Source organism: Prevotella dentalis DSM 3688 (assembly GCF_000242335.1).
GTDB lineage: Bacteria > Bacteroidota > Bacteroidia > Bacteroidales > Bacteroidaceae > Prevotella > Prevotella seregens.
In genome coordinates this window covers 362570-384857 of the sequence record NC_019960.1, presented here as the reverse complement: position 1 = coordinate 384857, position 22288 = coordinate 362570, and the positions used below count along the sequence as shown (strand labels likewise).

Here is a 22288-nt window from a genome sequence, read left to right as displayed (position 1 = left end):
CGCGTCCACACCGTATTCACAACGCGATTGCGCCGTCGTCGCCGGGCGGCGGCTTTAAACAATATTAACAGCGGGACCCTACCGGAATCGCGGGGGAATGGCTAATTTTGCCAAACAAACGACAAATCACCATGCCACATTCCGCCAAAGCTCCTTTCACGCCGGCCGACATCAGACTCGTGGCCTTCGACGCCGACGACACGCTGTGGGACAACCAGAGCCACTTTGACCAGGTGGAGCGCGAGTATGCCCACATCCTCTCGGCCTACGGAACGCCCGACGACGTGTCGGGCGCACTCTACGACGTGGAGACGGCCAACATGCCCCTGCTGGGTTATGGCTGCAAGGCTTTCACGATTTCGCTCGTGGAGAATGCCGTGCGCTTCAGCCACGGGCAGATTGCAGCCGCCGACATGCTGAAGATTGTGGAGCTGGGCAAGTCGATTCTCGTGCAGCCCGTCCCGCCCCTGCCCGGTGTGGAGGAGACGCTGCAGGCCCTGCGACGGCGCGGGCGGTACAAAATGGTGGTGTTCACCAAGGGCGAATTGCTCGACCAGCAGGCCAAGCTCGTGCGGTCGGGACTGGGCAATTGGTTCGACGACATTGTGGTGGTGAGCGACAAAACACGCAACGAATACACCAAGCTCTGCAACATTTTCGACACCGACATCGGCCATTTGCTCATGGTGGGCAACTCGTTTCGGTCGGACATTGAGCCGGTGTTGCAGCTCGGCGGCTATGCCGTACACATCCCTTTTGAGAAGACATGGCAGCACGAGCAGACGGAGGAATACGACCATCCGCACCTTGTGCGCCTCGGCCGCTTCGCCCAGCTCGCCCGCCTGTTATAACCCAACCGGCCGGACAGACGGGGCACAGACGCGACCGCCCGGCCCATCAATGAATATGGAAGAGAAAGTTTTGAAAGCCCTCGCCCGCTGCCCCCTCTTCGGAGGCATGGGCGCACTCGAGATAGAAATGAGCATGAGCGGCTGCAACTACCGGCTCGTTCGCTTCGACCACCACGACATTTATGCGCTGGCGGGCATGCCCTGCAAGACGGCCGACATCGTGGTGAGCGGCACGCTGGTGTGCCGCATGTCGTCGCTCTCGGGCAAGCAGGTGGAGGTGAGCCGGCTGCAGGCCGGCGAAATCGTGGCCCCGGCCTTCATCTTCGGCAATGACAGCGAATTGCCCGTCAGCGTGGAGACCGAGGAAGAAACGGTGGTGCTGAGAATGCAGAAGCCGGAGTTCCGCACGCTCATCGGCAGCGACGAGCGCATTCTCACCAACTTCGTCCGCGTGCTTTCCAACATCGACATCTTCCTTACCCACCGCATCAAGGTGCTCAGCCTGTTCACCGTGCGCGAGAAAGTGGCCTGGATGCTGCTCGAGCAGGCCGGCGAACAGGGCACAAACACCATTCACCTGACCCGCTCGCGCCAGGAAATCGCCGACTCGTTCGGCATTCAGAAGTTCTCGTTGCTCCGTGTGCTCTCCGACTTTCAGAAGGAAGGGGCCATCCGTGTGGCCGGTCGGGAAATCACCATCCTCGACCGCAGCAAGATGAAGTAACCCGTCAGGGTGTGCTTTCCTTACTTGGCAAGCACGTCGTGCAGCACCTGGGCCAGCACCACGGCATTGTTGTGCTGCTCGTCTCTGGCACTGAACAGGAGGGTCACCACCTCGTGGCGGCCCAGCTCGGCGGCCAGACCGGCGAGGGCGGCATTGCCCCGCAGCTCGGCCGCATAGCGGCGGGCGAACTCGGGAAAGCGGTCGGGCACGTGGGCAAACCACTTGCGCAGCTCCGTGGACGGGGCGAGCTGCTTGTCCCAAAGGTCGATGGCGGCCTCTTCTTTCTTGAGCCCCCGGGGCCACAAACGGTCCACAAGGATGCGGTATCCATCGGTCGCGGCGGCCGGAAGATACACGCGTTTCAGCTTCAACTCTTTCATCTTCCCTGATTTAATGATGACTTTTCGTCGTTGGTATGCTACATGCAAAGTTAGCGGTTTATGGCTAAACGGCAGGGCACAACCGCAGTCTCGGCACGTTAAATATCGCTAAATCTATTTTCGCGGCGGCCACGAGTTTTTCGTGTCAAGGCCCGACGATTGGAGATTTTTTTGCTAACTTTGTAGCCAGATACACCTGAACAGGGATCGCATGAAAGTCATTGATTTAATAAACGACGATAAACATGGGCAGAGTTTCTCCATCGAGGTGTTGCCGCCCCTCAAGGGCAACGGCACCGAGGCGCTGTTTCGCAACCTCGACAAGATGAAGGAACTGAACCCCATTTACATCAATATCACCACACACCACAGCGAATACGTGTACCGCGAACTGGCCAATGGGCAGTTCGAGCGGCTGCGCATCCGCCGTCGTCCGGGCACCATTGCCATCGCCGCCGCCATTCAGCAACGCTACGACATCCCCGTGATACCCCACGTGATATGCAGCGGAGCCACCCGCGAGGACATTGAATACGAACTCATCGACCTGCAATTTCTGGGCATCTCCAACCTGCTCTTGCTGCGCGGCGACAAGGCCAAGGAGGACCGTATGTTCACGCCCACGCCCAACGGCCACGCCCATACCACGGAGCTGATGGAGCAGGTGAACAGGTTCAACGCGGGCTTTTTCGACGACGGCACCCCCATCAGGCACCCGGGCGCGACGTTCCACTACGGCGTGGCGGCCTATCCTGAGAAGCACGAGGAGGCCCCCAACATGGAAATGGACATGGCCTATCTGAAGCAGAAACAGGACATGGGGGCCGACTATGCCGTGACGCAGCTGTTCTACGACAACCGTAAATTCTTCGAGTTTGTGGAGCGCGCACGACAGATGGGCATCACCATACCCATCATTCCGGGCATCAAGCCCTTTGCCAAACTCGACCAAATCAATCAGGTTCCCAAGACCTTCCACTGCGACATGCCGCAGGAACTGGCTGCCGAGGCCGTGAAATGCCGGACCGACGCCGACGCCAAGGCACTGGGCATTGAGTGGACGACGGAGCAGTGCCGCGGACTCTTCGCAGCCGGAGTACGCCATATTCACTTCTACACGGTGTCGGCCGTCGACAGCGTAGTAGCCATAGCCCAACAGCTCATGCCATGCAGTTCAGCGAAGTAATAGGACAACAAGAGGCTGCGGACAGGCTGTTGCAGCTTGTCGAGGAGGGGCGCGTGCCCCACGCCCTGATGCTCACCGGCCCCATGGGCAGCGGCAAGATGGCACTGGCTCTGGCCTTTGCCTCCTACCTGTTGGGCGAGCGGCACGAGGGCAAGTCGCTGTTGCAAAACCCCGCGATGGTGGCTAATGCCGAGGCCATGCTGCGCAAATGGCAGCATCCCGACCTGCACTTCACTTTCCCTGTGATTCGTCCCAAGGGCACGTCGGGCGACCGCAAGATGGTGAGCGACGACTTTGCACGGGAATGGCAGGAGCTGTTGAGCGAGGGCCCCTACTTCACGATGGACCAATGGATGCGGCGCATGAACGCCGAGAATCAGCAGGCAACCATCTACGAAGCCGAGAGCGACGCCCTGAACCACAAGCTCAACATGAAGTCGAGCCAGGGGGGATACAAGGTGAGTGTGGTGTGGCTGCCCGAGCGAATGAACCTGACCAGTGCCAACAAACTGCTGAAACTGCTGGAGGAACCGCCCCGGCAGACGGTGTTCCTGCTGGTTTCCGAGGAGCCCGAACAGCTGCTCGAGACCATCCGCAGCCGCGTGCAGCGGTTCGACATCCACCACATCGACACCGCCGACATCGCCCGCGCACTCGTCGGCCGGCGGGCCATCGGCGAGGAAAATGCCCGCCGCATCGCCCGCGCCGCCGCCGGCAACTGGCTCAAGGCACTCGAAGAACTCGATGCGGGCAACGAGAACAGGCAGTTCTTCGAGCTCTTCGTCATCCTCATGCGCAAGGCTTACATGAGGGACCTGCGCGAGCTGAAACAGTGGACAGAGACGGTCTACGGATTCGGCCGCGAGAAGCAGCGGCGCATGCTCACCTACTTCATGCGCATGGTGCGCGAGAATTTCATGTACAACTTCCGCCAGCCCGGCATCGTGTACATGACGCAGGAGGAGGAGGCGTTCGCCCGGAACTTCGCCCGGTTCATCAATGAGCGCAACGTCGTGGAGATAACCGACATGCTGCAACATGCCATCCGCGACATCATGCAAAACGCCAACGCGAAGATACAACTCTTCAACATGGCGATGAAAATGATTATATATTTAAGACGATAATATGAGAAACGGACAGATATGCACGGGCTGCGGCCGGGGGCTCAGCCATGCCGGCGTGGGCCGGCAGGACAGGCAGCTCAACACCTACGACTGGCTGGCCGACGTGCCCGGCAACGCAGACTCGACCGATCTGGTGGAGGTGCAATTCAAGAATACACGCAAGGGATACTATCACAATGTGAACAACCTCGACCTGAAAAAGGGCGACGTGGTGGCCGTGGAGTCGAATCCGGGACATGACATCGGCGTGGTGACCCTCACGGGGCGGCTGGTAAGGCTGCAAATCAAGAAAGCCAACCTGAAGTCGGCCGACGAAATTCGCCGCATCTACCGCGTGGCCAAGCCCGTGGATGTGGAGAAATACAAAGAGGCCAAAAGCCGTGAACACGGCACGATGATACAGAGCCGGCAGATCGCCAAAGACCTGGGACTGCAAATGAAAATAGGCGATGTGGAGTATCAGGGCGACGGCAACAAGGCCATCTTCTACTATATTGCCGACGAGCGGGTGGACTTTCGCCAGCTCATCAAGGTGCTGGCCGACACGTTCCACGTGCGCATCGAGATGAAGCAAATCGGCGCACGCCAGGAGGCGGGGCGCATTGGCGGCACGGGGCCCTGCGGCCGCGAGCTGTGCTGCGCCACGTGGATGAAAAACTTCTCCAGCGTTTCGACCAATGCCGCACGCATTCAGGACATCTCGCTCAACCCGCAGAAGCTGGCCGGCATGTGCGCCAAGCTGAAGTGCTGCCTGAACTACGAGGTCGACGAATACGTGGAAGCCAACCGCAAGCTGCCGCCGCGCGACATGGTGCTGCAAACGCAAGACAGCGAATACCACCTGTTCAAGACCGACATTCTCGCCGGCATGTGCACCTACTCCACCGACAAGAACCTGGCCGCCAACCTGGAAACCATCACCGCCAAGCGCGCCAAGGAGATTATCGCCATGAACAAACAGGGCGACAAACCCCTCTCGCTGCTCGAAGACGACAAGGCTCGGCCCGTGAAAAAGTCGGTGGACCTGCTGGCCGACGCCGATGTGAGCCGCTTCGACAAGGCCAGGAAAAAGAAAAAAGGCGGCAATGCGCCCAAGCGCGGCGACCGGCGGCCGCACGACGCCCGCCCGCAAGGGCGCGAACAGCGTCGGGACAATAACCATACCGCCGGCGAGGAACGGCGTACCACCTACGGAAACCAGCGGACGGTCGGCGCAGACCATCGGCCTTACAACAGGGACCGTCGGCCTACGGACACGCCCAGACCCACCGCCGTCACCCCGCAAAAGCCGACACCCCAGGCATGAGAAAGCTGGCACTGATGGCTGGGAGCATCGTCGCGCTCTGCGCTGCCTGCACGGGCGGGAAAGTGTACGACAGCTACAACCACACGCCCATCGCCGGATGGGAGAAGACAGACACGCTCGCTTTCAACGTGCCGCGGCTGGCCGAGGGAGGGCTCTACGCCACCGATTTGGGGTTGCGCATCAACAACGCTTTCCCCTTTCTCAGCCTGACGCTCATCGTCGAACAGACCGTCTTCCCCTCCATGCAGCACCGCGCCGACACGCTCAACTGCCGCCTGATGGATGCCAAAGGCAATGCCCGCGGCCAGGGCGTGAGCTACTACCAGTATCATTTCCGCGTCTCGGAGCGTGCCCTCCAACCGGGCGACTCCCTGCACATCACCGTGCGCCACGACATGAAACGCGAAATCATGCCCGGCATCTCAGACGTGGGCATCGCCTTGACGAGGAAATAACAAGAGGAAAACCGAAAAACACCTACTTTATTTTTACATAAGCACAACAAGAGGTGCCCGCTCCGTCATGGCTTCATCGACGAGAGACGGCCACCTCTTTTCACATTTCCCCCACGCTCCCACAAATGCCTCCAAACACCTCTCACCAGCCTTGGCACAATAACAATCACTAACAGATTTACAAAATACAACTCAAAATCCCTACAAGTTATACAATAATAACCTATATTTGCATTATCCTTAAAATTAAGGCACATTATCAATCTTGATTACTCACATAAAAGAAATAGCTATGAACAACCATGAAGACTGTCCCAAAGGAAGCATCAATGCTCCTTACCCTTAAATACAAATACAAAAGGCTGTATGAGTTCCCAAAAGAAGAAGAATGAAAGCATTTACGGCTTAGGCAGAAAATACGGTTATGCAAACTATCGGTGCAGGGCCGTCCCTTGCATGGCAGAGAGACTGGTAAGCTGTTTTATGGTGTGTGAAATGAAACCATTTTGTATTTCATCTTTATAAATATAGGAACAATGAGCAAGAAGAAGAAAGAACAAGGAGTAGCCCACGAAAACGTCAACAGTCCGGGTTACCGAATAGGATTCAACTCTAAAGTCTTCTCGGCAATGAAAAAATATATCAGCATAATGATGATTCTTGCATGCGTGGCCATTCATGCAAAGAACAAAAATGACTTTAACGCATGGCTGTCACTTATGGAAGAAATATCCAATGACAATCTCTCAAGGTTGAATTCTGCTTCTCTTGATGAAAGGGTCGAAACAGAACGGTATGGGCAATTCCTGCCGCAAGCCGATGAAACATGTCCGTGCGACACGGAAAGCATTTGGTGGCTCAGAGGGGTATACAAGCCTGTTGGAGAAACTGTAGTGGCCATATTGCCAAGGGTATGTTTCGATTATCACGACGAAATGCGAAAATTCCAAGTGGAGAATCTTGTCATCGATTTTGTACTTCTCACCTATTCCCCAAGAGGAGAACTCTTGGGGCACAAGGTTATCGGGCATCATGGGGCAGCATATTTCTCACGTCTGCAATACCATCAAGAAGACAGCACTTTCATCTCAGAACAAGGGAGACTGATTGACGGAAGTCTCCTGAAGCAGTTCAAGCCTCTCGTTTTCTCTGTAGCCAAATATAAATACACTATAGATGGTAAAGGGAACGTCAAAGAGAAACAGATAGGGCAAACATGGAATGAGGTCGTCAGAGCCAAGGATACACGATGTGAGGAACTTACTTTTGAACAATTCCATCGACGCTTCAGGAAATGGAACGAAAAACATATCAACGACTCCATTTTCCTCCTTGATGGTAAGCAGGAGGGGATTCTGTCACCCTCCATACATTCCTTTATCCCTGACTCCACAGACTGCCGATGCTGGCCAAGAGACATAGTATGGTGGCCTGGATACTATGTAGAAACAAAGGATTCTCTTTATTACTTCCTCACCAAAGACTGCTCCACGCCCAAAGAGGGGGAACCTTTCTTAGAATACTTCATGCTTGTTTTCAGCAAAGAGGGAGCATTGCTTGAAACACGGAAGATCAACAAGACAACAGATATACCTATACCCTTTCACAACAAATAAAACTAACATGAGGGCAAAATGAAAAATTAGCAATGACCTGCGCATGGCTGTTGTTAAAATGAAATACAGATGTTTTAATCCGAGGCCAACCATCATAGCCATCTTCCCACCCTTGAACCTTGGCTTTCTTTCGTGCGGCACAAAACCACCTGAGACTTTTGCAAGCCTGCAATATTCTCTTTCCATTGTCTTGGACGAATTGACGGCCGTCGATGCTCACTTCCCGTTGTCTTGGACGAATTTCCTGCGGGAAATGTTCACTTCCCATTGTCTTGAGCAAATTTCCTGCGGGAAATGTTCACTTCCCGTTGTCTTGAGCAAATTTCCCGCGAGAAATGTTCACTTTCCATTGTCTTGGGCAAATTTCCTGCGGGAAATGTTCACTTTCCATTGTCTTGGGCAAATTTCCTACGGGAAATGTTCACTTCCCATTGTCTTGGGCAAATTTCCTGCGGGAAATGTTCACTTCCCATTTTTGATGGGTTAGCAAAGACAACGAGAAACAACGGAAACAACAAATAACAACAAGAACGCTGACAAAGACAAACAGGAAACAACGGAAACAATGAATAACAACAGGAACGTTAACATAGGCAACGGGAAATAACAGGAACGTTGGCAAAGATAACGAGAAACAACGAATAACAACGACTATACCGGGACGCAGCGTTGTTTTCTGTTGTTATTGTTGTTTTCTGTTGTTATTGTTGTTTTTAGTTGTCATTGTTGTCTTTAGTTGTTGGCGTTGTCTTTAATCAATGGCGCAGTCTTTCAAATCATTGTGCACCGTGGTTTGGGCGGCCACACACGGGGAACTTGCATTCATAGAAATCAGCTTCTCACGAGGTTGCGGCCGGCATCGATGCGCAGGAAGATGAAGAGCAGAATGGTGAAACCCCAGAGCGAGGAGCCGCCGTAGCTGAAGAATGGCAGCGGGATGCCGATGACCGGTGTGAGGCCCAGCACCATGCCCACATTGATGAAGACGTGGAACAGGAAGATGCTCAACACGCAGTAGCCGTAGACGCGACCGAACTTGAACGGCTGGCGTTCGGCCAGATGGATGAGCCGCAGGATGAGCAGCAGGAAGAGCAACAGCACGCCGGCCGAACCAACAAAGCCCTCCTCCTCGCCCACCGTGCAGAAGATGAAGTCGGTGTCCTGCTCGGGCACGAACTTGAGCTTGGTCTGCGTGCCGTTGAGGAAACCCTTGCCGCGCAGTCCGCCCGAGCCGATGGCGATTTCGCTCTGGTGCACGTTGTAACCCGCGCCGGCCAGGTCTTCGTCGAGTCCCAGCAGCACGTTGATGCGCACCCGCTGGTGGGGTTCCATCACGTCGTTGAGCACATAGTCGGCACTATAGAAGAAGGCGATGGAGCCCACGGCAAACAAGGCGATGAGCATATAGCTGTAAAGACGCGTGGAAAGGCCTTGGAACACGAGGTAGCCGATGAGCGCGGCACTGACCATCAGCTGCACCCAAACGACATCGAACGGAATGACAAACTCGGAGAACAGCAGCATCAGCAGCGTGACACCCACACTGCCGCCCGCCAGCCGCAGGGCCTTGCCCGGCTCGCGGCAGTAGGCATAGACCATGCCCGAGGTGAAGAGCTGCACCAACAGCAACACCACGAACTTGCCCACGGAGGTGGGGGTGTCCCAGAGCAGCACCTGCTCGTACTTGATGCCGATGACAAAATAAAGCACCATCGCCACGCCCGTGAACAGCACACTGCCCGGCATGCCCTCGCGATAGAACATCAGGAAGAACGACAGGTAGACCAGTGCCGAGCCCGTTTCGCGCTGCCCCACGATGAAGAGCATGGGCAACGCAACCACGCCTACGGCTGCGGCCAAGTGCTTGAACTTGAAAATGTTGAACCCATAGGTGCTCATCAGCTTGGCTACAGCCAGGGCCGTGGCGAACTTGGCAAACTCGGCCGGCTGCAGTCTGAGCGGCCCCAGCACCAGCCACGACCGCGAGCCTTTGATTTCGTGGGGGTTGAAAATGGTGACAAAGAGTAGCAGCAGAAAGAGCGCATAGACGACGTAGGCAAAGGTATCGTAGTAGCGGTCGTCCATCATGAGCAGCACAAAGCCCAGCACCAGCGACGTGCCTATCCACACAATCTGCATGCCCGACCGCGTGTCGAGTCCGAAGATGTCGGTCTCGCCATAGGTGTAGCTGGCCCCACACACGCTGATCCAGCCGAATACCAGCAGGGCCACATAGATGCCAATGGTCCACCAGTCCAGGCTGCGGAGCACACTGGGGTGCCTATCTGTTGCTCGAGCCATAAGCAATACGTCGTTTCTGCAAGGTCTCGGCCTCGTGAGCCCGGGCGGGCGAGAGCTTGCCTTTTATATACTGTTCAAAGAGCACGCCGGCGATGGGCACGGCAAAGTCGGCGCCGAAGCCGCCGTTCTCCACGTACACGGCAATGGCGATGCGCGGGTTGTCCATCGGCGCGAAGCCCATGAACACGGAGTGGTCCTGGCCGCGGTTCTGTGCCGTTCCTGTCTTGCCGCAGATGGGGAAGTCGAAAGCTCCCAAGTGCTTGCACGTGCCGCCGAGCACCGACGAGCGCATGCCGGCCACGATGTAGTCGTAGGCCCGCCGGCTGGCCCGCGTGTAATGCCGGCTATAATAAGAGGTGTCGATTTCGCCGCCGCGCACGCTGCGCACCACGTGGGGCGTGTAATAGTAGCCGCGGTTGGCAATGGTGGCGCCGAGATTGGCGATTTGCAGCGGCGTGAGGTTCACCTCGCCCTGGCCGATGGAGATGCTGATGACAGTGAGCCCGTTCCACGAACCACGATAGGCCCGGTCGTAGAACGAGGCATTGGGAATGAGCCCGCGCTTCTCGCCCGGCAGGTCGATGCCCAGCTTGTAGCCGAAGCCCATGCTCACCATATAGTCGCGCCAGGTGTTCATGGCGTCCTGCACGGTTCGGTAACGCCGGCGGTTGCCCATCATGTGGAAGAGCCCCCAGCAGAAGAAACTGTTGCACGAGGTGCTGATGGCCGGGACGATGGAGAGCGGGGAGGCGTGCCCGTGGCAGCCCACGTGGAGGCCGCGGTAGGAGAATCCGTGGTGGCAGGGATACTGTGTGTGGCTGTTGATGATGCCCTCGGTGAGGAATGTGAGGCCCTGCGAAGTCTTGAACGTGGAGCCCGGCGGGTACTGTCCCATGATGGCGCGGTTGAGCAGGGGCTTCCACACGTTCCTGGACAGCACGCGATGGTACTTGCTGCGCTTGCGTCCCTCCAGGCTGCGGGGGTCGTAGCTGGGCGAAGACACGAGGGCGAGCACCTGTCCCGTCTGCGGGTCGAGGGCCACGATGGCCCCTATCTTGCCCTCCATCAAACGTTCGCCGAGAGCTTGCAGGTTGATGTCGATGCCGAGCGTCAGATCCTTGCCAGCACGCGGGCGACGGTCGTACTTGCCGTTCTGGTATTTGCCCTGGATGCGGCCGTGGGCGTCGCGCAGCAGTATCTGCACACCTTTCTCGCCGCGCAGCTCCTTCTCGTAGCTGCGCTCCACACCCAGCTTGCCGATATAGTCGCCGGGCTGATAGTATTCGTCCTCGTCGATGTCGCCCTGCGACACCTCAGCCACATCGCCCAGCACATGGGCGGCATAGGGGTACTGGTACTGGCGGATGCTGCGCTTCTGCACGTAGAAACCGGGAAAACGGAACATCTTCTCCTGAAACACGCTGAAGTCCTTGTCGTCGATCTGGCTCATGAACAGCTGCTGCGTGAAGCGCGAATAGCCGGGATTCTTGCTGCGATCCTTGATTTCGTCCATGCGCTGCACGAAGTATTCCTTGGTGATGCCCAGCGTCTGGCAGAAGTCCATGGTGTCGAGGCGGCCTTTCTCCTCGTTCATCACCACCATGATGTCGTAGGCCGGCTGGTTGTAGACCAGCAGTTTGCCGTTGCGGTCGCGGATGACTCCGCGCGAGGGAAACTCAATTTTCTTGAGAAAAGCATTGGAGTCGGCGCTCTTGCGATAGTCGTCACTGAGCAGCTGCAGGGTGAAAAGCCTCACGATGTAGACCGTCACGATGACGACGGCCACGCCGCCGATGACGAGCTTTCGGTTTTCAAGATCAAAGTCTTTCATGCTGCCGCTTCCTCAGATTTGCAACCACAATGATGAGAATCACCGAGAGCACGGTGCTCGACGACACGGACAAGGCCCACTGCTGCCAGTTGAAGAACGAGAACGTCTCCACCGTGAAAAAGAGCAGACAATAGGCAAACGTGAGCAGAAGCGTGTAGAACAGATAGCGCGTAAAGCCGAAAGTGAAGATGGCGGGCTGCAGGTCGTCGTCGCTGTCGCGCTGGGTGAAGAGCTCGAGCAAATAGGGTTGCAGCAGGCCGATGGCCGTCATCGACGTGGCTGCCACGCCCGGCGTGTTGGAGAAAATGTCGACGCAAAGCCCCATCAGGAAGCTCCACACCAGCACGCCCCAGCGCGGATAGCTGCGCCTGAAGCTGGCCACGAAGTAGACATAGACCAGCGGCGTGGCACAGTCGAACAGGTGAATGTGGTTGAGCACCAGGGCCTGGGCCAGCAACAGCACCACGAAGAGCAGCAGTCGTCTCAGAAAATCTATGTTCATGGGCCTACTTGTCGTCCTTGGGTTTCAGAGAGTCCTGGGCGGCGCGCAGCACGTCCAGACGCTCCTGCATGGGTTTGTTGTCGATGACGCACACGTCGCGCAGCCGGGCAAAATCGGTGGAGAGCACCAGCTGCAGCCGATAGGACAGCCCGTCGGCCGAGTTGTAGACATGGAGAATGCGCCCCACGGCAATGCCGGGAGGGAACACCGAGGAGTAGCCGCTGGTCTCGACCCACTCGTAGAGCTTGAAGTGGGCGTGACGCGGCACGTCGTCTACAAAGGCTTTCCTGGGGTCGCCGCCGTTCCAGTGCAGGTAGCCGAAATAGTCGCGGCCGCGTATGCGGCAGCTGATGTTGGAGGCGGTGTTGAGGGCCGGAATCACCACCGCGTAGTGTGCCGACGCCAGATAGACAATGCCCACCACGCCATTGCCGCACACCACGCCCATGTCCTTGGCCACGCCGTCGGCCGTTCCCTTGTCGATGGTCAGCAGATTGTCGTGCCGGTTCACCGTGTTGCTCACCACCTTGGCCGGTATCAGGTTGTACTGCCTGAGCAGGGCCAGCTGGTCGCGGTGCACCCATCCACTGTCGTGGGTCAGCTCGGCGAGCTTGTCAGAGAGGCTCCTCACATGCTGTTCCAGATAGAGGTTGCGCTGGGTAAGCTCCTGGTTCACCTTCGACATGGAGAAGAACGACTGCACTTCGGCGTTCCATCCGAGCATCCGGCCCGCGACGGCATTGGCCGAAGTGAACCACACACTGCCCTGATAGCTGTTGTATTGGAACAACAGCACCAGGCTCAGCACCTCCAAAACGAGGAAAACGAACCAGTGATTGTACTTGGCAAGGAACTCTAACAGATTACGCATGCTACACACTTTGAACTTTGAAGATTGAACCTTGAACTTAATGAACAGGTGGAAACAGGCGATGCACGTCTGCAACCACCAAGTTCAAAGCTTAATCTTCAAAGGCCGAAGGCCTCGAAGTTCAAAGTTCAATCTTCAAAGTTGACCGTTCAAAGTTGATTGTTCAGCGCATGAGGAACGAGAACCGGTTCACGTTCTTCAGGGCGATGCCGGCACCCTTGGCCACGCTGTGGAGCGGGTCTTCGGCAATGTGGAACGGAATGTTGATCTTGTCTTGCAGGCGCTTGTCGAGGCCGCGCAGCAGCGCACCGCCACCGGTGAGGTAGATGCCGTTCTTCACAATGTCGGCATAGAGCTCGGGCGGAGTGGCCTCCAGGGCCGAGAGCACGGCGTTCTCTATCTTGGCCACCGTCTTGTCCAGGCAGTGTGCAATCTCCTGATAGCACACGGGCACCTCCATGGGCAGGGCCGTGATGCGGTTGGGGCCGTGCACGATGTAGTCTTCAGGAGCCTCGTCGCCCAGGTCGGTGAGGGCCGAGCCCACGTGAATCTTGATGCGTTCGGCCATGCGTTCGGACACCTTCACGTTGTGCTGGCGGCTCATATACTCCTGAATGTCGGCCGTGAGGTCGTCGCCGGCGATGCGGATGGAGTTGTTGCTCACGATGCCGCCCAGCGAGATAACGGCAATCTCCGTGGAGCCGCCGCCGATGTCTACAATCATGTTGCCCTCGGGAGCCTCCACGTCAATGCCGATGCCTATGGCGGCGGCCATGGGCTCGAAGATGAGATACACGTCGCGGCCGTCGGCATGTTCGGCCGAGTCGCGCACGGCACGCAGCTCCACCTCGGTGCTGCCCGAGGGCACGCCGATGACCATTCGCAGCGACGGCGAGAACAGGCGAGAGCCCGTGTGCACCATCTTGATGAGGCCGCGCATCATTTGTTCGCAGGCCGTGAAGTCGGCAATCACGCCGTCGCGCAGGGGGCGGATGGTGCGAATATTGTCGTGTGTCTTCTCATACATCATCTTAGCCTTCTCCCCCACGGCAATCATCTTGTCGGTTCGACGGTCGAGGGCCACCACGGAGGGCTCGTCCACCACAATCTTGTCATCGCTGATGATGATGGTGTTGGCCGTGCCAAGGTCCATGGCTATCTCTTGAATAAACGAAAAAAATCCCATAGTTCTATCTTGATTATTTGGCAAACCAGTTGTGAATGGCCGTATCGTAGTGGCTACTCACGCCGAAAGCACGCTCGGCCAGCAGCCTGCGGTCGGCCAGGTCGGTCTGTGCACCTTTCCTGTTCAGGATGTCGAGCAACACGCCATACTCGGCCTTGCTCGGCACGATGACCACGTCCTTGAAGTTCTTGGCCCCGGCGCGGATGAGCGAAATGCCGCCTATGTCGATCTTCTCGATGATGTCGGCGTCGCTGGCGCCACTGGCCACGGTCTGCTCAAAGGGGTACAGATCGACGATGACGAGGTCGATGGCGGAAATCTCGTACTCCTGCATCTGCTGCCGGTCGCCCTCGTTGTCGCGACGGGCCAGTATGCCGCCGAACACCTTGGGATGGAGCGTCTTCACGCGTCCGCCGAGGATGGAGGGATAGGTGGTCAGGTCTTCCACCTTCCGGCAGACGTAGCCCAGACTCTCGATAAACTGCTGTGTGCCGCCGGTGCTCAGGAATTTCACGCCCTCCTGATGCAGTTTGGCCAAGAGTTCTTCCAGTCCGTCTTTGTGGAAGACCGAGACAAGCGCGGTCTTCATTTGTTTTGTTTCAGCCATAAAAATACGTACGTTTATGAGTTCGGTATATACCTAAGAGTGCGCAAAGTTACTAATTTTTAGGGGAACACGCGCGCAAAAGCCCGAGAATTTCGCCGCGGCGCACGTTAATTTGTCCCAAGTCAAACCGCCCCGAAGCCCTGCCCCGCCGGACGGGCCCGCACGCTCTGCCCGCGATGGCGTTTGGAAGCCGGTGCGATTGCGCCGGAATCGCGCCGCCCCGACGGCGTAAACGCGGGGCGAAAAACCCGCAGACGCAAGGCCGAAAACCCGCAGACGCGGGCCCGAAAAGGCCTTGCCGCAAACACTGCCCGCACCATCGGCCTGGCCTCCTATTATAATAAGAGGTGTGGGGAGGGCACGCATGGCCAAAGATGCGGCAAAAGAAAACAAGCCGAAAAAGGGTGATTATGATATTTTTCCATTAACTTTGCACCGGCTTTGCAAGGCCTGCACCGGCACATGGCGGGCAAGCAGACGCACGACACATGAATTTTCGGATCAAGAAACTCGACATATTTATCATCCGCCAGTTCGGACTCTTATTCGTAGGAACGTTCTTCATCTGCCAGTTTGTGCTGATGATGCAGTTTCTGTGGAGATTCATCGACGAGCTCATCGGCAAGGGACTGTCCATGGAAGTGATGGCGCAGTTCTTCTGGTACATGGCCCTGATGCTCGTTCCCCAGGCTCTTCCGCTGGCCATCCTGCTGAGCGCGCTCATCACTTTCGGCAATCTGGGCGAGAGTTCGGAGCTCACAGCCATCAAGGCGGCCGGCATCTCGCTCATGCAAACCTTTCGGTCGCTCATCGCAGTTACCGTGCTCATCAGCCTGGCCTCGTTCTATTTTCAGAACAATGTGGGGCCCGAGGCCAACATGAAAATCACCCAACTGCTCATCTCGATGAAGCAGAAGAGCCCCGAACTGGAAATTCCCGAGGGCGTGTTCTACGACGGAATCCCCAACAGCAACATCTACGTGCAGAAGAAAGACGTGCACTCGGGCAAGCTGTACGGCATCATGATTTACCGCATGACCCAGAGCTACGAGGACGCCGCCATCATTCTGGCCGACTCGGGCATGATGCAATCGACGGCCGAAAAGAAGCACTTGCTGCTCACGTTGTGGAGCGGAGAGTGGTTCGAGAACATGCAGACGCAGCAGCTGGCCGGCAGCGCGGCCGTGCCCTACCGCCGGGAGACGTTTGTGACCAAGCAGATTGTGCTCGACTTCGACGGCGACTTCAGCATGACAGATGCCGCCTCGCTCTCGAACAATGCCCGCAGCAAGAGCCTGCAGCAGATAGCCCACGACGTGGATTCGCTGAACCATGTCTACGACAGCATCGGGCGCGTGTTCTACGAAGACGCGCGCCGCAGCTACTATGCCCTGCCTCTCATGACCCGCCACGACTCGCTGGCCGCGGCCCGACGGGCCGATGCCCGAAGGGTGGACTTCGACCGGCTGCTCCAGAAACTCACGCCCGACCAGAAGCGGCAGGCGCTGGCCGAGGCCCTGAGCCGCGTGCAGGGCGAGGTGAACGACCTGGAATTCAAGAGCCTGCTCACGGAAGACAACGACCTCGTCATCCGCCAGCACCACATCGAAACCATCAACAAGTTCACGCTGGCACTGCAGTGTCTCATCTTCTTCTTCATCGGCGCGCCGCTGGGCGCCATCATCCGCAAGGGCGGACTGGGCGTTCCGGTCATCATCTCGGTGTTCGTATTCATCGTGTACTACATCCTCGACAACTCGGGTTACCGCATGGCACGGCTGGGCGAGTGGTCGGTGTGGTTCGGCAAAGGCCTGGCTCCGGCCGTGCTCACGCCCGTGGCCGTGTTCGTGACCTACAAGGCCTGCGGCGACTCGATGGTGTTCAATGCCGACGTGTGGCGGCGGTTCTTCATGCGCATGCTGGGCCTGCGTACCAAGCGTCACATCAGTGGCAAGGAGGTGATTATCCGTGAACCCGACTACCGGCACGACGCCGAGGAGCTGCTTCGCATCAGCCATGCCGTGACCGATTACTCGCGCGAGCACAGCCTGGTGTCGCCGCCCAACGTCGTGAAGACCTTTTTCAGGTATCGCCCCGACCACGAAATCGAGCGCATCGGCGAGCAGCTGGAGGCTGTCATCGACGACTTGTCGAACACCCGCGACAAGCAAATCGTACACCTGCTCAACGCCTACCCCGTGATGGCTGTCAGGGCCCACACGCGGCCGTTCGAGCGGCGGTGGCTCAACGTGGCCTCGGCCGTCATCGTGCCGCTGGGCCTGTTTTTCTACTTGCGCATGTGGAGTTTCAGGCTGCGGCTACTGCGCGACCTGCGCACCATCAAGCTCACCAACACCAGCATCATCAACTACACGGAGAAGCATCTCATCAAGGACTGATGCGCCCGTGACCCCATTCATAACACCCAACCCAAGTCAAAAGAAAGGAAAACAAATATGGCAGACTTCAAATTGAGTAGCATCGAGGATGCAGTCAAGGATTTCAAGGAAGGCAAATTCGTCATCGTCGTCGACGATGAAGACCGTGAGAACGAGGGCGACCTGATTGTCGCCGCCGAGAAAATTACGCCCGAGAAAGTGAACTTCATGCTGAAAAACGCACGCGGCGTGCTCTGCGCGCCCATCACAATCTCGCGTGCCGAGGAGCTGGACCTGCCCCACCAGGTGCAGGACAACACGTCGGTGTTGGGCACTCCCTTTACCATTACCGTGGACAAACTGGAGGGATGCACCACCGGCGTGTCCACGCACGACCGGGCCGAGACCATCAAGGCACTGGCCGACCCTGCGTCGACGCCCCAGACTTTCGGCCGCCCGGGCCACATCAACCCGCTCTATGCCCAGGACAACGGCGTGCTGCGCCGCTCGGGCCACACCGAGGCGGCCGTGGATCTGTGCCGGCTGGCCGGCCTCTATCCCGCCGGGGCGCTGATGGAAATCATGAACGACGACGGCTCGATGGCACGCATGCCCGAGCTGCAACAGATGGCACGCGAGTGGGATCTCAAGATCATTACCATCAAAGACCTCATTGCCTACAGGCTCAAAAAGGAGTCGAGCATCGAGGTGGGCGTGGAGGTGGACATGCCAACCGCCTACGGCCACTTCCGCCTGATACCCTTCCGGCAGACCAGCAACGGCCTGGAACACATGGCCGTCATCAAGGGCGAGTGGGCCGAAGACGAGCCCGTGCTCGTGCGCGTACATTCTTCTTGCGCCACGGGCGACATCCTGGGCAGCCAGCGTTGCGACTGTGGAGAGCAGCTGCACAAGGCCATGCAGATGATTGAAAAAGAGGGCAAAGGTGTGGTGATCTACATGCAGCAGGAGGGCCGCGGCATCGGATTGATGAACAAGATTGCCGCCTACAAGCTCCAGGAACAGGGCATGGACACCGTGGAAGCCAACGTGCACCTGGGCTTCAAGCCCGACGAACGAGACTACGGCTGCGGCGCGCAGATGCTGCGGCAGCTGGGCATTCACAAGATGCGCCTCATGACCAACAACCCCACCAAACGCGTGGGACTGGAGGCTTACGGGCTGGAAATCGTCGAGAATGTTCCCATCGAGGTGAAGCCCACCCCCTACGACGTGAAGTATCTGCGCACCAAACGCGACCGCATGGGGCACATCCTGCACCTGAAATAGTCATTTCTGTTACTTTTTCGAGGCGTTTCCCAAAATAACGGAAGCAATCTTTCGTTTTAAGGAATGAAATGTTTAATTTTGCAAGGAAATAACCATTCACAGACAAGCAGTATATGGCACAACTATCAGACCGTCTGAATCGCCTGGCTCCATCGGCCACACTGGCGATGTCGCAGAAGAGCAACGAAATGAAAGCTCAGGGCATCGACGTTATCAACATGAGTGTGGGCGAGCCCGACTTCAACACGCCCGAGCACATCAAAGCCGCCGGCAAGAAAGCCATCGACGACAACTACTCGAAGTATTCGCCCGTGCCGGGCTATCCGGCACTGCGGAAAGCCATCGTGGACAAGCTCAGGCGGGAGAACCAGCTCGAATATACGGACGGGGAAATCCTCGTGGGCACGGGTGGCAAGCAGGGAGTGTGCAACACCGTGCTGGCCTTGGTGAACCCCGGAGACGAGGTGATTATCCCTGCCCCCTACTGGGTGAGCTACCCGCAGATGGTGAAACTGGCCGGCGGAGAACCGGTCGTTGTCAGGGCCGGATTCGAGCAGGACTTCAAAATGACGCCCGAACAGTTGGAGGCTGCCATCACACCTCGCACCAAGATGCTGATTCTCTGCTCCCCCAGCAACCCCACGGGAAGTGTGTATTCACAGGAAGAACTCGACGAGCTGGCCCGGGTCATCCTGCGCCACGAAGACGTGTTCGTGCTCGCCGATGAGATTTACGAGCACATCAACTACGTCGGCAAGCATGCCAGCATAGCCAGTTATCCGGGCATGAAAGAGCGCACCATCATCTGCAATGGCGTGAGCAAGGCCTACGCCATGACCGGCTGGCGCCTTGGCTGGGTGGCTGCGCCCGAGTGGATTGTCAAGGGCATCAACAAGCTGCAAGGCCAGTACACCAGCGGCACTTGCGACGTGTCGCAGATGGCTGCACTCGCTGCCTATGAGAGCAGTCAGGCCTGTGTCGAGGACATGCGCCGGGCTTTCGAGCGCCGACGCAACCTCATCGTGAGTCTGGCCAAAGACATTCCGGGACTTGAGGTCAACGTACCGCAGGGCGCCTTTTACCTCTTTCCCAAGTGCTCCAGCTTCTTCGGCAAGAAAAACGGCAGCCACGTCATCCTCAATTCCACCGACTTTGCCATGTATTTGCTTGAGGTGGGGCGTGTGGCCACAGTAGCCGGCGACGCCTTTGGCGACCCCGATTGTTTCCGCATGAGCTACGCCACCAGCGACGACAACATTCGCGAGGCCATGCGTCGAATTAAAGAGGTGACTGCGCTTTTGAAGTAAAATTTTGTTAAAACTTGGCAAACACACTCGCAATAAACCAAAAGTTGCTATCTTTGCGAATGCTTAAATATCCGTTTTTCGGCCTATCACACGGGCCAGACACGAAAAAATATAGACCAAAAGACACTTTTAGACGCACATCACTAACAAAAAGCAAATAATTCATTATTTATAACTAAAAATTAAATTTCAACATTATGGCAACTACACAAAAAGCCGCAGCCCCCAAGGCTGCAAAGAAGTCGCAGGGCTTCACAGGTATCAGAGGCGCATTCTGGATCATCGTTGTATGCTTCATCGCTGCTGTATGTATCTTCAATCTCGTGCTCGGCAACGAAAGCAACTTCCAGGGAAACAACTCGGAGAACGGGCCTCTCAACATTCTGGGCACTATCTACAAGGGTGGTGTCGTGGTGCCTGTCATCCACACCCTGCTGCTTACCGTGCTCTGTCTTTCCGTTGAGCGTTGGCTGGCTCTGAAGACCGCTTTCGGCAAGGGCAGCCTCACCAAGTTCGTGGCCAATACCAAGGCTGCCTTGAAGGCCAACGATTTCGCCAAGGCTGAGGACCTCTGCAACAAGATGCAAGGCTCTGTAGCAAACGTGGTGGTCGCTTCCCTGCATGCCTACAAGGACATGGAGAGCGGTGCAAATGCCGGTCTGAAGAAGAGCCAGAAAGTGGCCAAGATTCAGCAGGCACACGAGGAGGCTACTCAGCTGGAGATGCCTACGCTGCAGATGAACCTCCCCATCATTGCTACTATCGTGACACTGGGTACACTTACCGGACTGCTCGGTACTGTGACGGGTATGATCAAGTCGTTCCAGGCTCTGGCTGCCGGTGGCGGTGGTGACTCTCTCGCTCTGTCAACTGGTATTTCCGAGGCTCTGATCAACACGGCTTTCGGTATCGCAACTTCTTGGTGCGCTGTTATCTCCTATAACTTCTTCACCAACAAGATCGACAAGCTGACATACGCACTCGACGAGGTAGGTTACTCAATTGCCCAGACTTACGAAGCTAACCACACAGACGAGGCTTAATTTTTGCTGACCCTTTAAAATATTATCACTATGGGTAAAGTAAAAATTAAGAAGAGCGACGTCTGGATCGACATGACTCCTATGTCCGACGTGATGGTGCTTCTGCTGACTTTCTTCATGCTGACGTCCACGTTCGTGAAGCAAGAGCCGGTGAAAGTAAACACGCCAGGATCCGTATCGGAGATAAAGGTGCCAGAGAAAGATGTCTTGAATGTGCTTGTCGGAAATGACGGCAAGATATTCATGAGCATGGATAAAACGACCGACGTTCAGAACGTGCTCAACGATGTGACCAGCCAGTTTGGTCTGCAGTTGAGCGCTGCAGAGCAAAAGAAGTTCCTCGACGACCCCATGTGGGGTGTGCCTATGAGCGAACTCGAAGGTTATCTGAAGCTCGACAAAACACAGATGCCCGAAGCCATTAAAAAGTATGGTATTCCGACCGACTCTGTACCAGGCAAGACCGGTGCCGCCGCAATGAGCGAGTTCCAAATCTGGGTTAAGGCTGCGCATGCCACCAACCCGGATGCCAAGATTGCCATCAAGGCCGATGAAAAGACCCCGTACAAGACCGTGAAGAAAATCATGAGTGAGCTTCAGGACATGAACGAGAACCGTTATTATCTGATTACTCAATACAAGAAAGCGGAGGATTAAGAATGGCTAAGCAAGGAAAAAGCAAACAGAAGAAGATGGATGTCCGCGTGGACTTCACTCCGATGGTTGACATGATGATGCTTCTTATCACATTCTTCATGCTCTGTACATCACTGGCCAAGCCCCAGACGATGGAATTAAGTATGCCGAGTAACGATAAGAACCTGCAGGATCAGGACAAGACCGTGACCAAGGAATCGTACACCGTTACGATTTACTGCACGGCCGACAACCAGATCTATTATGTAGCCGGACTGATTAAACCCGAAACGCCCGACTGTCTGAAAAAGACTACTTGGGGTGTCAAAGGCATTCGTTCCGTGCTTTACAATCACACCACTGAGGACGGCACGAACCCCGTTCAGGACGTGATGAAAGCAAAGGTTGCATTGGACAAGCAGAAAGCTGACCCCAACAAGAAGATGTCTGACGAGGACTACAACAAGCAACTCACCAAGATTAAGGCTGGAGAACTGGACGGCAAGAAGATTCAGACCATGACGGTCATCATCAAAGCCACCGATAACTCCACCTACAAGAACTTGGTGGATGCGCTTGATGAAATGCAAATCTGCAGCATCGGTAAGTATGTAATCGACAAGATGAACGATCAGGACGTGGAGCTTCTCAAGAAGAACAACGTCAAGATGTAAGCATGTCTAAACGATTA

Annotated in this window: 20 protein-coding genes; 13 read left to right on the top strand and 7 right to left on the bottom strand. The window is 56.5% G+C overall.

Annotated elements, in window-relative coordinates; all coding sequences use genetic code 11:
• The first annotated feature begins 131 nt into the window (after nt 1-131).
• Nucleotides 132-851: an HAD family hydrolase gene (locus tag PREDE_RS01575; RefSeq protein ID WP_005843985.1), complete on the top strand. Its 720-nt coding sequence runs from the start codon at nt 132-134 to the stop codon at nt 849-851.
• Between the two features lie 49 nt (nt 852-900).
• On the top strand, nt 901-1575 hold the full coding sequence (locus PREDE_RS01570) for a Crp/Fnr family transcriptional regulator (protein ID WP_005843987.1): 675 nt from the start codon (nt 901-903) through the stop codon (nt 1573-1575).
• Between the two features lie 20 nt (nt 1576-1595).
• Here the strand turns inward: PREDE_RS01570 and PREDE_RS01565 are convergent, their stop codons facing one another.
• Nucleotides 1596-1955 (bottom strand): DUF488 domain-containing protein, encoded by a 360-nt coding sequence (locus PREDE_RS01565; protein ID WP_005843989.1) that lies wholly within the window; start codon nt 1953-1955, stop codon nt 1596-1598.
• 211 nt (nt 1956-2166) lie between these two features.
• On the opposite strand from PREDE_RS01565, the gene PREDE_RS01560 reads away from it, so the two are divergent.
• The 5 genes from PREDE_RS01560 to PREDE_RS01540 all read left to right on the top strand — a co-directional run bounded on the left by PREDE_RS01560 (nt 2167) and on the right by PREDE_RS01540 (nt 7645).
• Complete coding sequence (locus tag PREDE_RS01560) at nt 2167-3141, top strand: methylenetetrahydrofolate reductase (protein WP_005843991.1); 975 nt, start codon at nt 2167-2169, stop codon at nt 3139-3141.
• Nucleotides 3123-4268, top strand: coding sequence for a DNA polymerase III subunit (locus PREDE_RS01555; RefSeq protein ID WP_005843993.1), 1146 nt, complete (start codon nt 3123-3125; stop codon nt 4266-4268). The genes PREDE_RS01560 and PREDE_RS01555 overlap by 19 nt, the downstream gene beginning before the upstream one ends.
• A 1-nt stretch (nt 4269) precedes the next feature.
• A complete protein-coding gene (gene ricT / locus PREDE_RS01550; protein ID WP_005843995.1) occupies nt 4270-5574 on the top strand; it encodes a PSP1 domain-containing protein in 1305 nt (434 codons plus the stop codon).
• Nucleotides 5571-6029: a gliding motility lipoprotein GldH gene (locus PREDE_RS01545; protein WP_005843996.1), complete on the top strand. Its 459-nt coding sequence runs from the start codon at nt 5571-5573 to the stop codon at nt 6027-6029. The genes ricT and PREDE_RS01545 overlap by 4 nt, the downstream gene beginning before the upstream one ends.
• 536 nt (nt 6030-6565) lie before the next feature.
• A complete protein-coding gene (locus tag PREDE_RS01540) occupies nt 6566-7645 on the top strand; it encodes a hypothetical protein (protein WP_005843999.1) in 1080 nt (359 codons plus the stop codon).
• Nucleotides 7646-8476: 831 nt separating this feature from the next.
• Here the strand turns inward: PREDE_RS01540 and rodA are convergent.
• From rodA to PREDE_RS01510, 6 genes are all read right to left on the bottom strand, one after another.
• Nucleotides 8477-9946: a rod shape-determining protein RodA gene (rodA, locus tag PREDE_RS01535; RefSeq protein ID WP_005844003.1), complete on the bottom strand. Its 1470-nt coding sequence runs from the start codon at nt 9944-9946 to the stop codon at nt 8477-8479.
• Complete coding sequence (locus PREDE_RS01530) at nt 9927-11777, bottom strand: penicillin-binding transpeptidase domain-containing protein (RefSeq protein WP_005844006.1); 1851 nt, start codon at nt 11775-11777, stop codon at nt 9927-9929. The genes rodA and PREDE_RS01530 overlap by 20 nt, the downstream gene beginning before the upstream one ends.
• Complete coding sequence (gene mreD, locus PREDE_RS01525; protein WP_005844008.1) at nt 11764-12279, bottom strand: rod shape-determining protein MreD; 516 nt, start codon at nt 12277-12279, stop codon at nt 11764-11766. The genes PREDE_RS01530 and mreD overlap by 14 nt, the downstream gene beginning before the upstream one ends.
• 4 nt (nt 12280-12283) lie before the next feature.
• Entirely contained in the window at nt 12284-13150 is an 867-nt protein-coding gene (gene mreC, locus PREDE_RS01520; RefSeq protein WP_015298368.1) for a rod shape-determining protein MreC, read from the bottom strand.
• Between the two features lie 163 nt (nt 13151-13313).
• Nucleotides 13314-14336 carry a rod shape-determining protein gene (locus PREDE_RS01515; protein WP_005844012.1) on the bottom strand — a complete coding sequence of 341 codons (1023 nt, stop codon included), beginning with the start codon at nt 14334-14336 and terminating at the stop codon, nt 13314-13316.
• Nucleotides 14337-14349: 13 nt separating this feature from the next.
• The gene (locus PREDE_RS01510; protein WP_005844014.1) at nt 14350-14943 is read right to left on the bottom strand and encodes a bifunctional phosphoribosylaminoimidazolecarboxamide formyltransferase/IMP cyclohydrolase PurH; all 594 of its coding nucleotides are present in this window, start codon (nt 14941-14943) and stop codon (nt 14350-14352) included.
• 488 nt (nt 14944-15431) lie between these two features.
• On the opposite strand from PREDE_RS01510, the gene PREDE_RS01505 reads away from it, so the two are divergent.
• The 6 genes from PREDE_RS01505 to PREDE_RS01480 all read left to right on the top strand — a co-directional run bounded on the left by PREDE_RS01505 (nt 15432) and on the right by PREDE_RS01480 (nt 22271).
• Nucleotides 15432-17342 carry an LptF/LptG family permease gene (locus PREDE_RS01505; protein WP_005844016.1) on the top strand — a complete coding sequence of 637 codons (1911 nt, stop codon included), beginning with the start codon at nt 15432-15434 and terminating at the stop codon, nt 17340-17342.
• A 57-nt stretch (nt 17343-17399) separates the two neighbouring features.
• Nucleotides 17400-18611, top strand: a complete 1212-nt coding sequence (locus PREDE_RS01500; RefSeq protein WP_005844018.1) for a bifunctional 3,4-dihydroxy-2-butanone-4-phosphate synthase/GTP cyclohydrolase II — start codon at nt 17400-17402, stop codon at nt 18609-18611.
• A gap of 113 nt (nt 18612-18724) precedes the next feature.
• Nucleotides 18725-19918 (top strand): pyridoxal phosphate-dependent aminotransferase, encoded by a 1194-nt coding sequence (locus tag PREDE_RS01495; protein ID WP_005844020.1) that lies wholly within the window; start codon nt 18725-18727, stop codon nt 19916-19918.
• 197 nt (nt 19919-20115) lie between these two features.
• Nucleotides 20116-20961, top strand: a complete 846-nt coding sequence (locus PREDE_RS01490) for a MotA/TolQ/ExbB proton channel family protein (RefSeq protein ID WP_005844024.1) — start codon at nt 20116-20118, stop codon at nt 20959-20961.
• Between the two features lie 30 nt (nt 20962-20991).
• Complete coding sequence (locus PREDE_RS01485; RefSeq protein ID WP_005844026.1) at nt 20992-21618, top strand: ExbD/TolR family protein; 627 nt, start codon at nt 20992-20994, stop codon at nt 21616-21618.
• A 2-nt stretch (nt 21619-21620) separates the two neighbouring features.
• Nucleotides 21621-22271 (top strand): ExbD/TolR family protein, encoded by a 651-nt coding sequence (locus PREDE_RS01480; protein ID WP_005844028.1) that lies wholly within the window; start codon nt 21621-21623, stop codon nt 22269-22271.
• The last annotated feature ends 17 nt before the right edge of the window (nt 22272-22288 follow it).

Coding starts and splice junctions, on each gene's coding strand:
- PREDE_RS01575 (WP_005843985.1), top strand. CDS start 132: ATGCCACATTCCGCCAAAGCTCCTTTCACGCCGGCCGACATCAGACTC.
- PREDE_RS01570 (WP_005843987.1), top strand. CDS start 901: ATGAATATGGAAGAGAAAGTTTTGAAAGCCCTCGCCCGCTGCCCCCTC.
- PREDE_RS01565 (WP_005843989.1), bottom strand. CDS start 1,955: ATGAAAGAGTTGAAGCTGAAACGCGTGTATCTTCCGGCCGCCGCGACC.
- PREDE_RS01560 (WP_005843991.1), top strand. CDS start 2,167: ATGAAAGTCATTGATTTAATAAACGACGATAAACATGGGCAGAGTTTC.
- PREDE_RS01555 (WP_005843993.1), top strand. CDS start 3,123: ATGCAGTTCAGCGAAGTAATAGGACAACAAGAGGCTGCGGACAGGCTG.
- ricT (WP_005843995.1), top strand. CDS start 4,270: ATGAGAAACGGACAGATATGCACGGGCTGCGGCCGGGGGCTCAGCCAT.
- PREDE_RS01545 (WP_005843996.1), top strand. CDS start 5,571: ATGAGAAAGCTGGCACTGATGGCTGGGAGCATCGTCGCGCTCTGCGCT.
- PREDE_RS01540 (WP_005843999.1), top strand. CDS start 6,566: ATGAGCAAGAAGAAGAAAGAACAAGGAGTAGCCCACGAAAACGTCAAC.
- rodA (WP_005844003.1), bottom strand. CDS start 9,946: ATGGCTCGAGCAACAGATAGGCACCCCAGTGTGCTCCGCAGCCTGGAC.
- PREDE_RS01530 (WP_005844006.1), bottom strand. CDS start 11,777: ATGAAAGACTTTGATCTTGAAAACCGAAAGCTCGTCATCGGCGGCGTG.
- mreD (WP_005844008.1), bottom strand. CDS start 12,279: ATGAACATAGATTTTCTGAGACGACTGCTGCTCTTCGTGGTGCTGTTG.
- mreC (WP_015298368.1), bottom strand. CDS start 13,150: ATGCGTAATCTGTTAGAGTTCCTTGCCAAGTACAATCACTGGTTCGTT.
- PREDE_RS01515 (WP_005844012.1), bottom strand. CDS start 14,336: ATGGGATTTTTTTCGTTTATTCAAGAGATAGCCATGGACCTTGGCACG.
- PREDE_RS01510 (WP_005844014.1), bottom strand. CDS start 14,943: ATGGCTGAAACAAAACAAATGAAGACCGCGCTTGTCTCGGTCTTCCAC.
- PREDE_RS01505 (WP_005844016.1), top strand. CDS start 15,432: ATGAATTTTCGGATCAAGAAACTCGACATATTTATCATCCGCCAGTTC.
- PREDE_RS01500 (WP_005844018.1), top strand. CDS start 17,400: ATGGCAGACTTCAAATTGAGTAGCATCGAGGATGCAGTCAAGGATTTC.
- PREDE_RS01495 (WP_005844020.1), top strand. CDS start 18,725: ATGGCACAACTATCAGACCGTCTGAATCGCCTGGCTCCATCGGCCACA.
- PREDE_RS01490 (WP_005844024.1), top strand. CDS start 20,116: ATGGCAACTACACAAAAAGCCGCAGCCCCCAAGGCTGCAAAGAAGTCG.
- PREDE_RS01485 (WP_005844026.1), top strand. CDS start 20,992: ATGGGTAAAGTAAAAATTAAGAAGAGCGACGTCTGGATCGACATGACT.
- PREDE_RS01480 (WP_005844028.1), top strand. CDS start 21,621: ATGGCTAAGCAAGGAAAAAGCAAACAGAAGAAGATGGATGTCCGCGTG.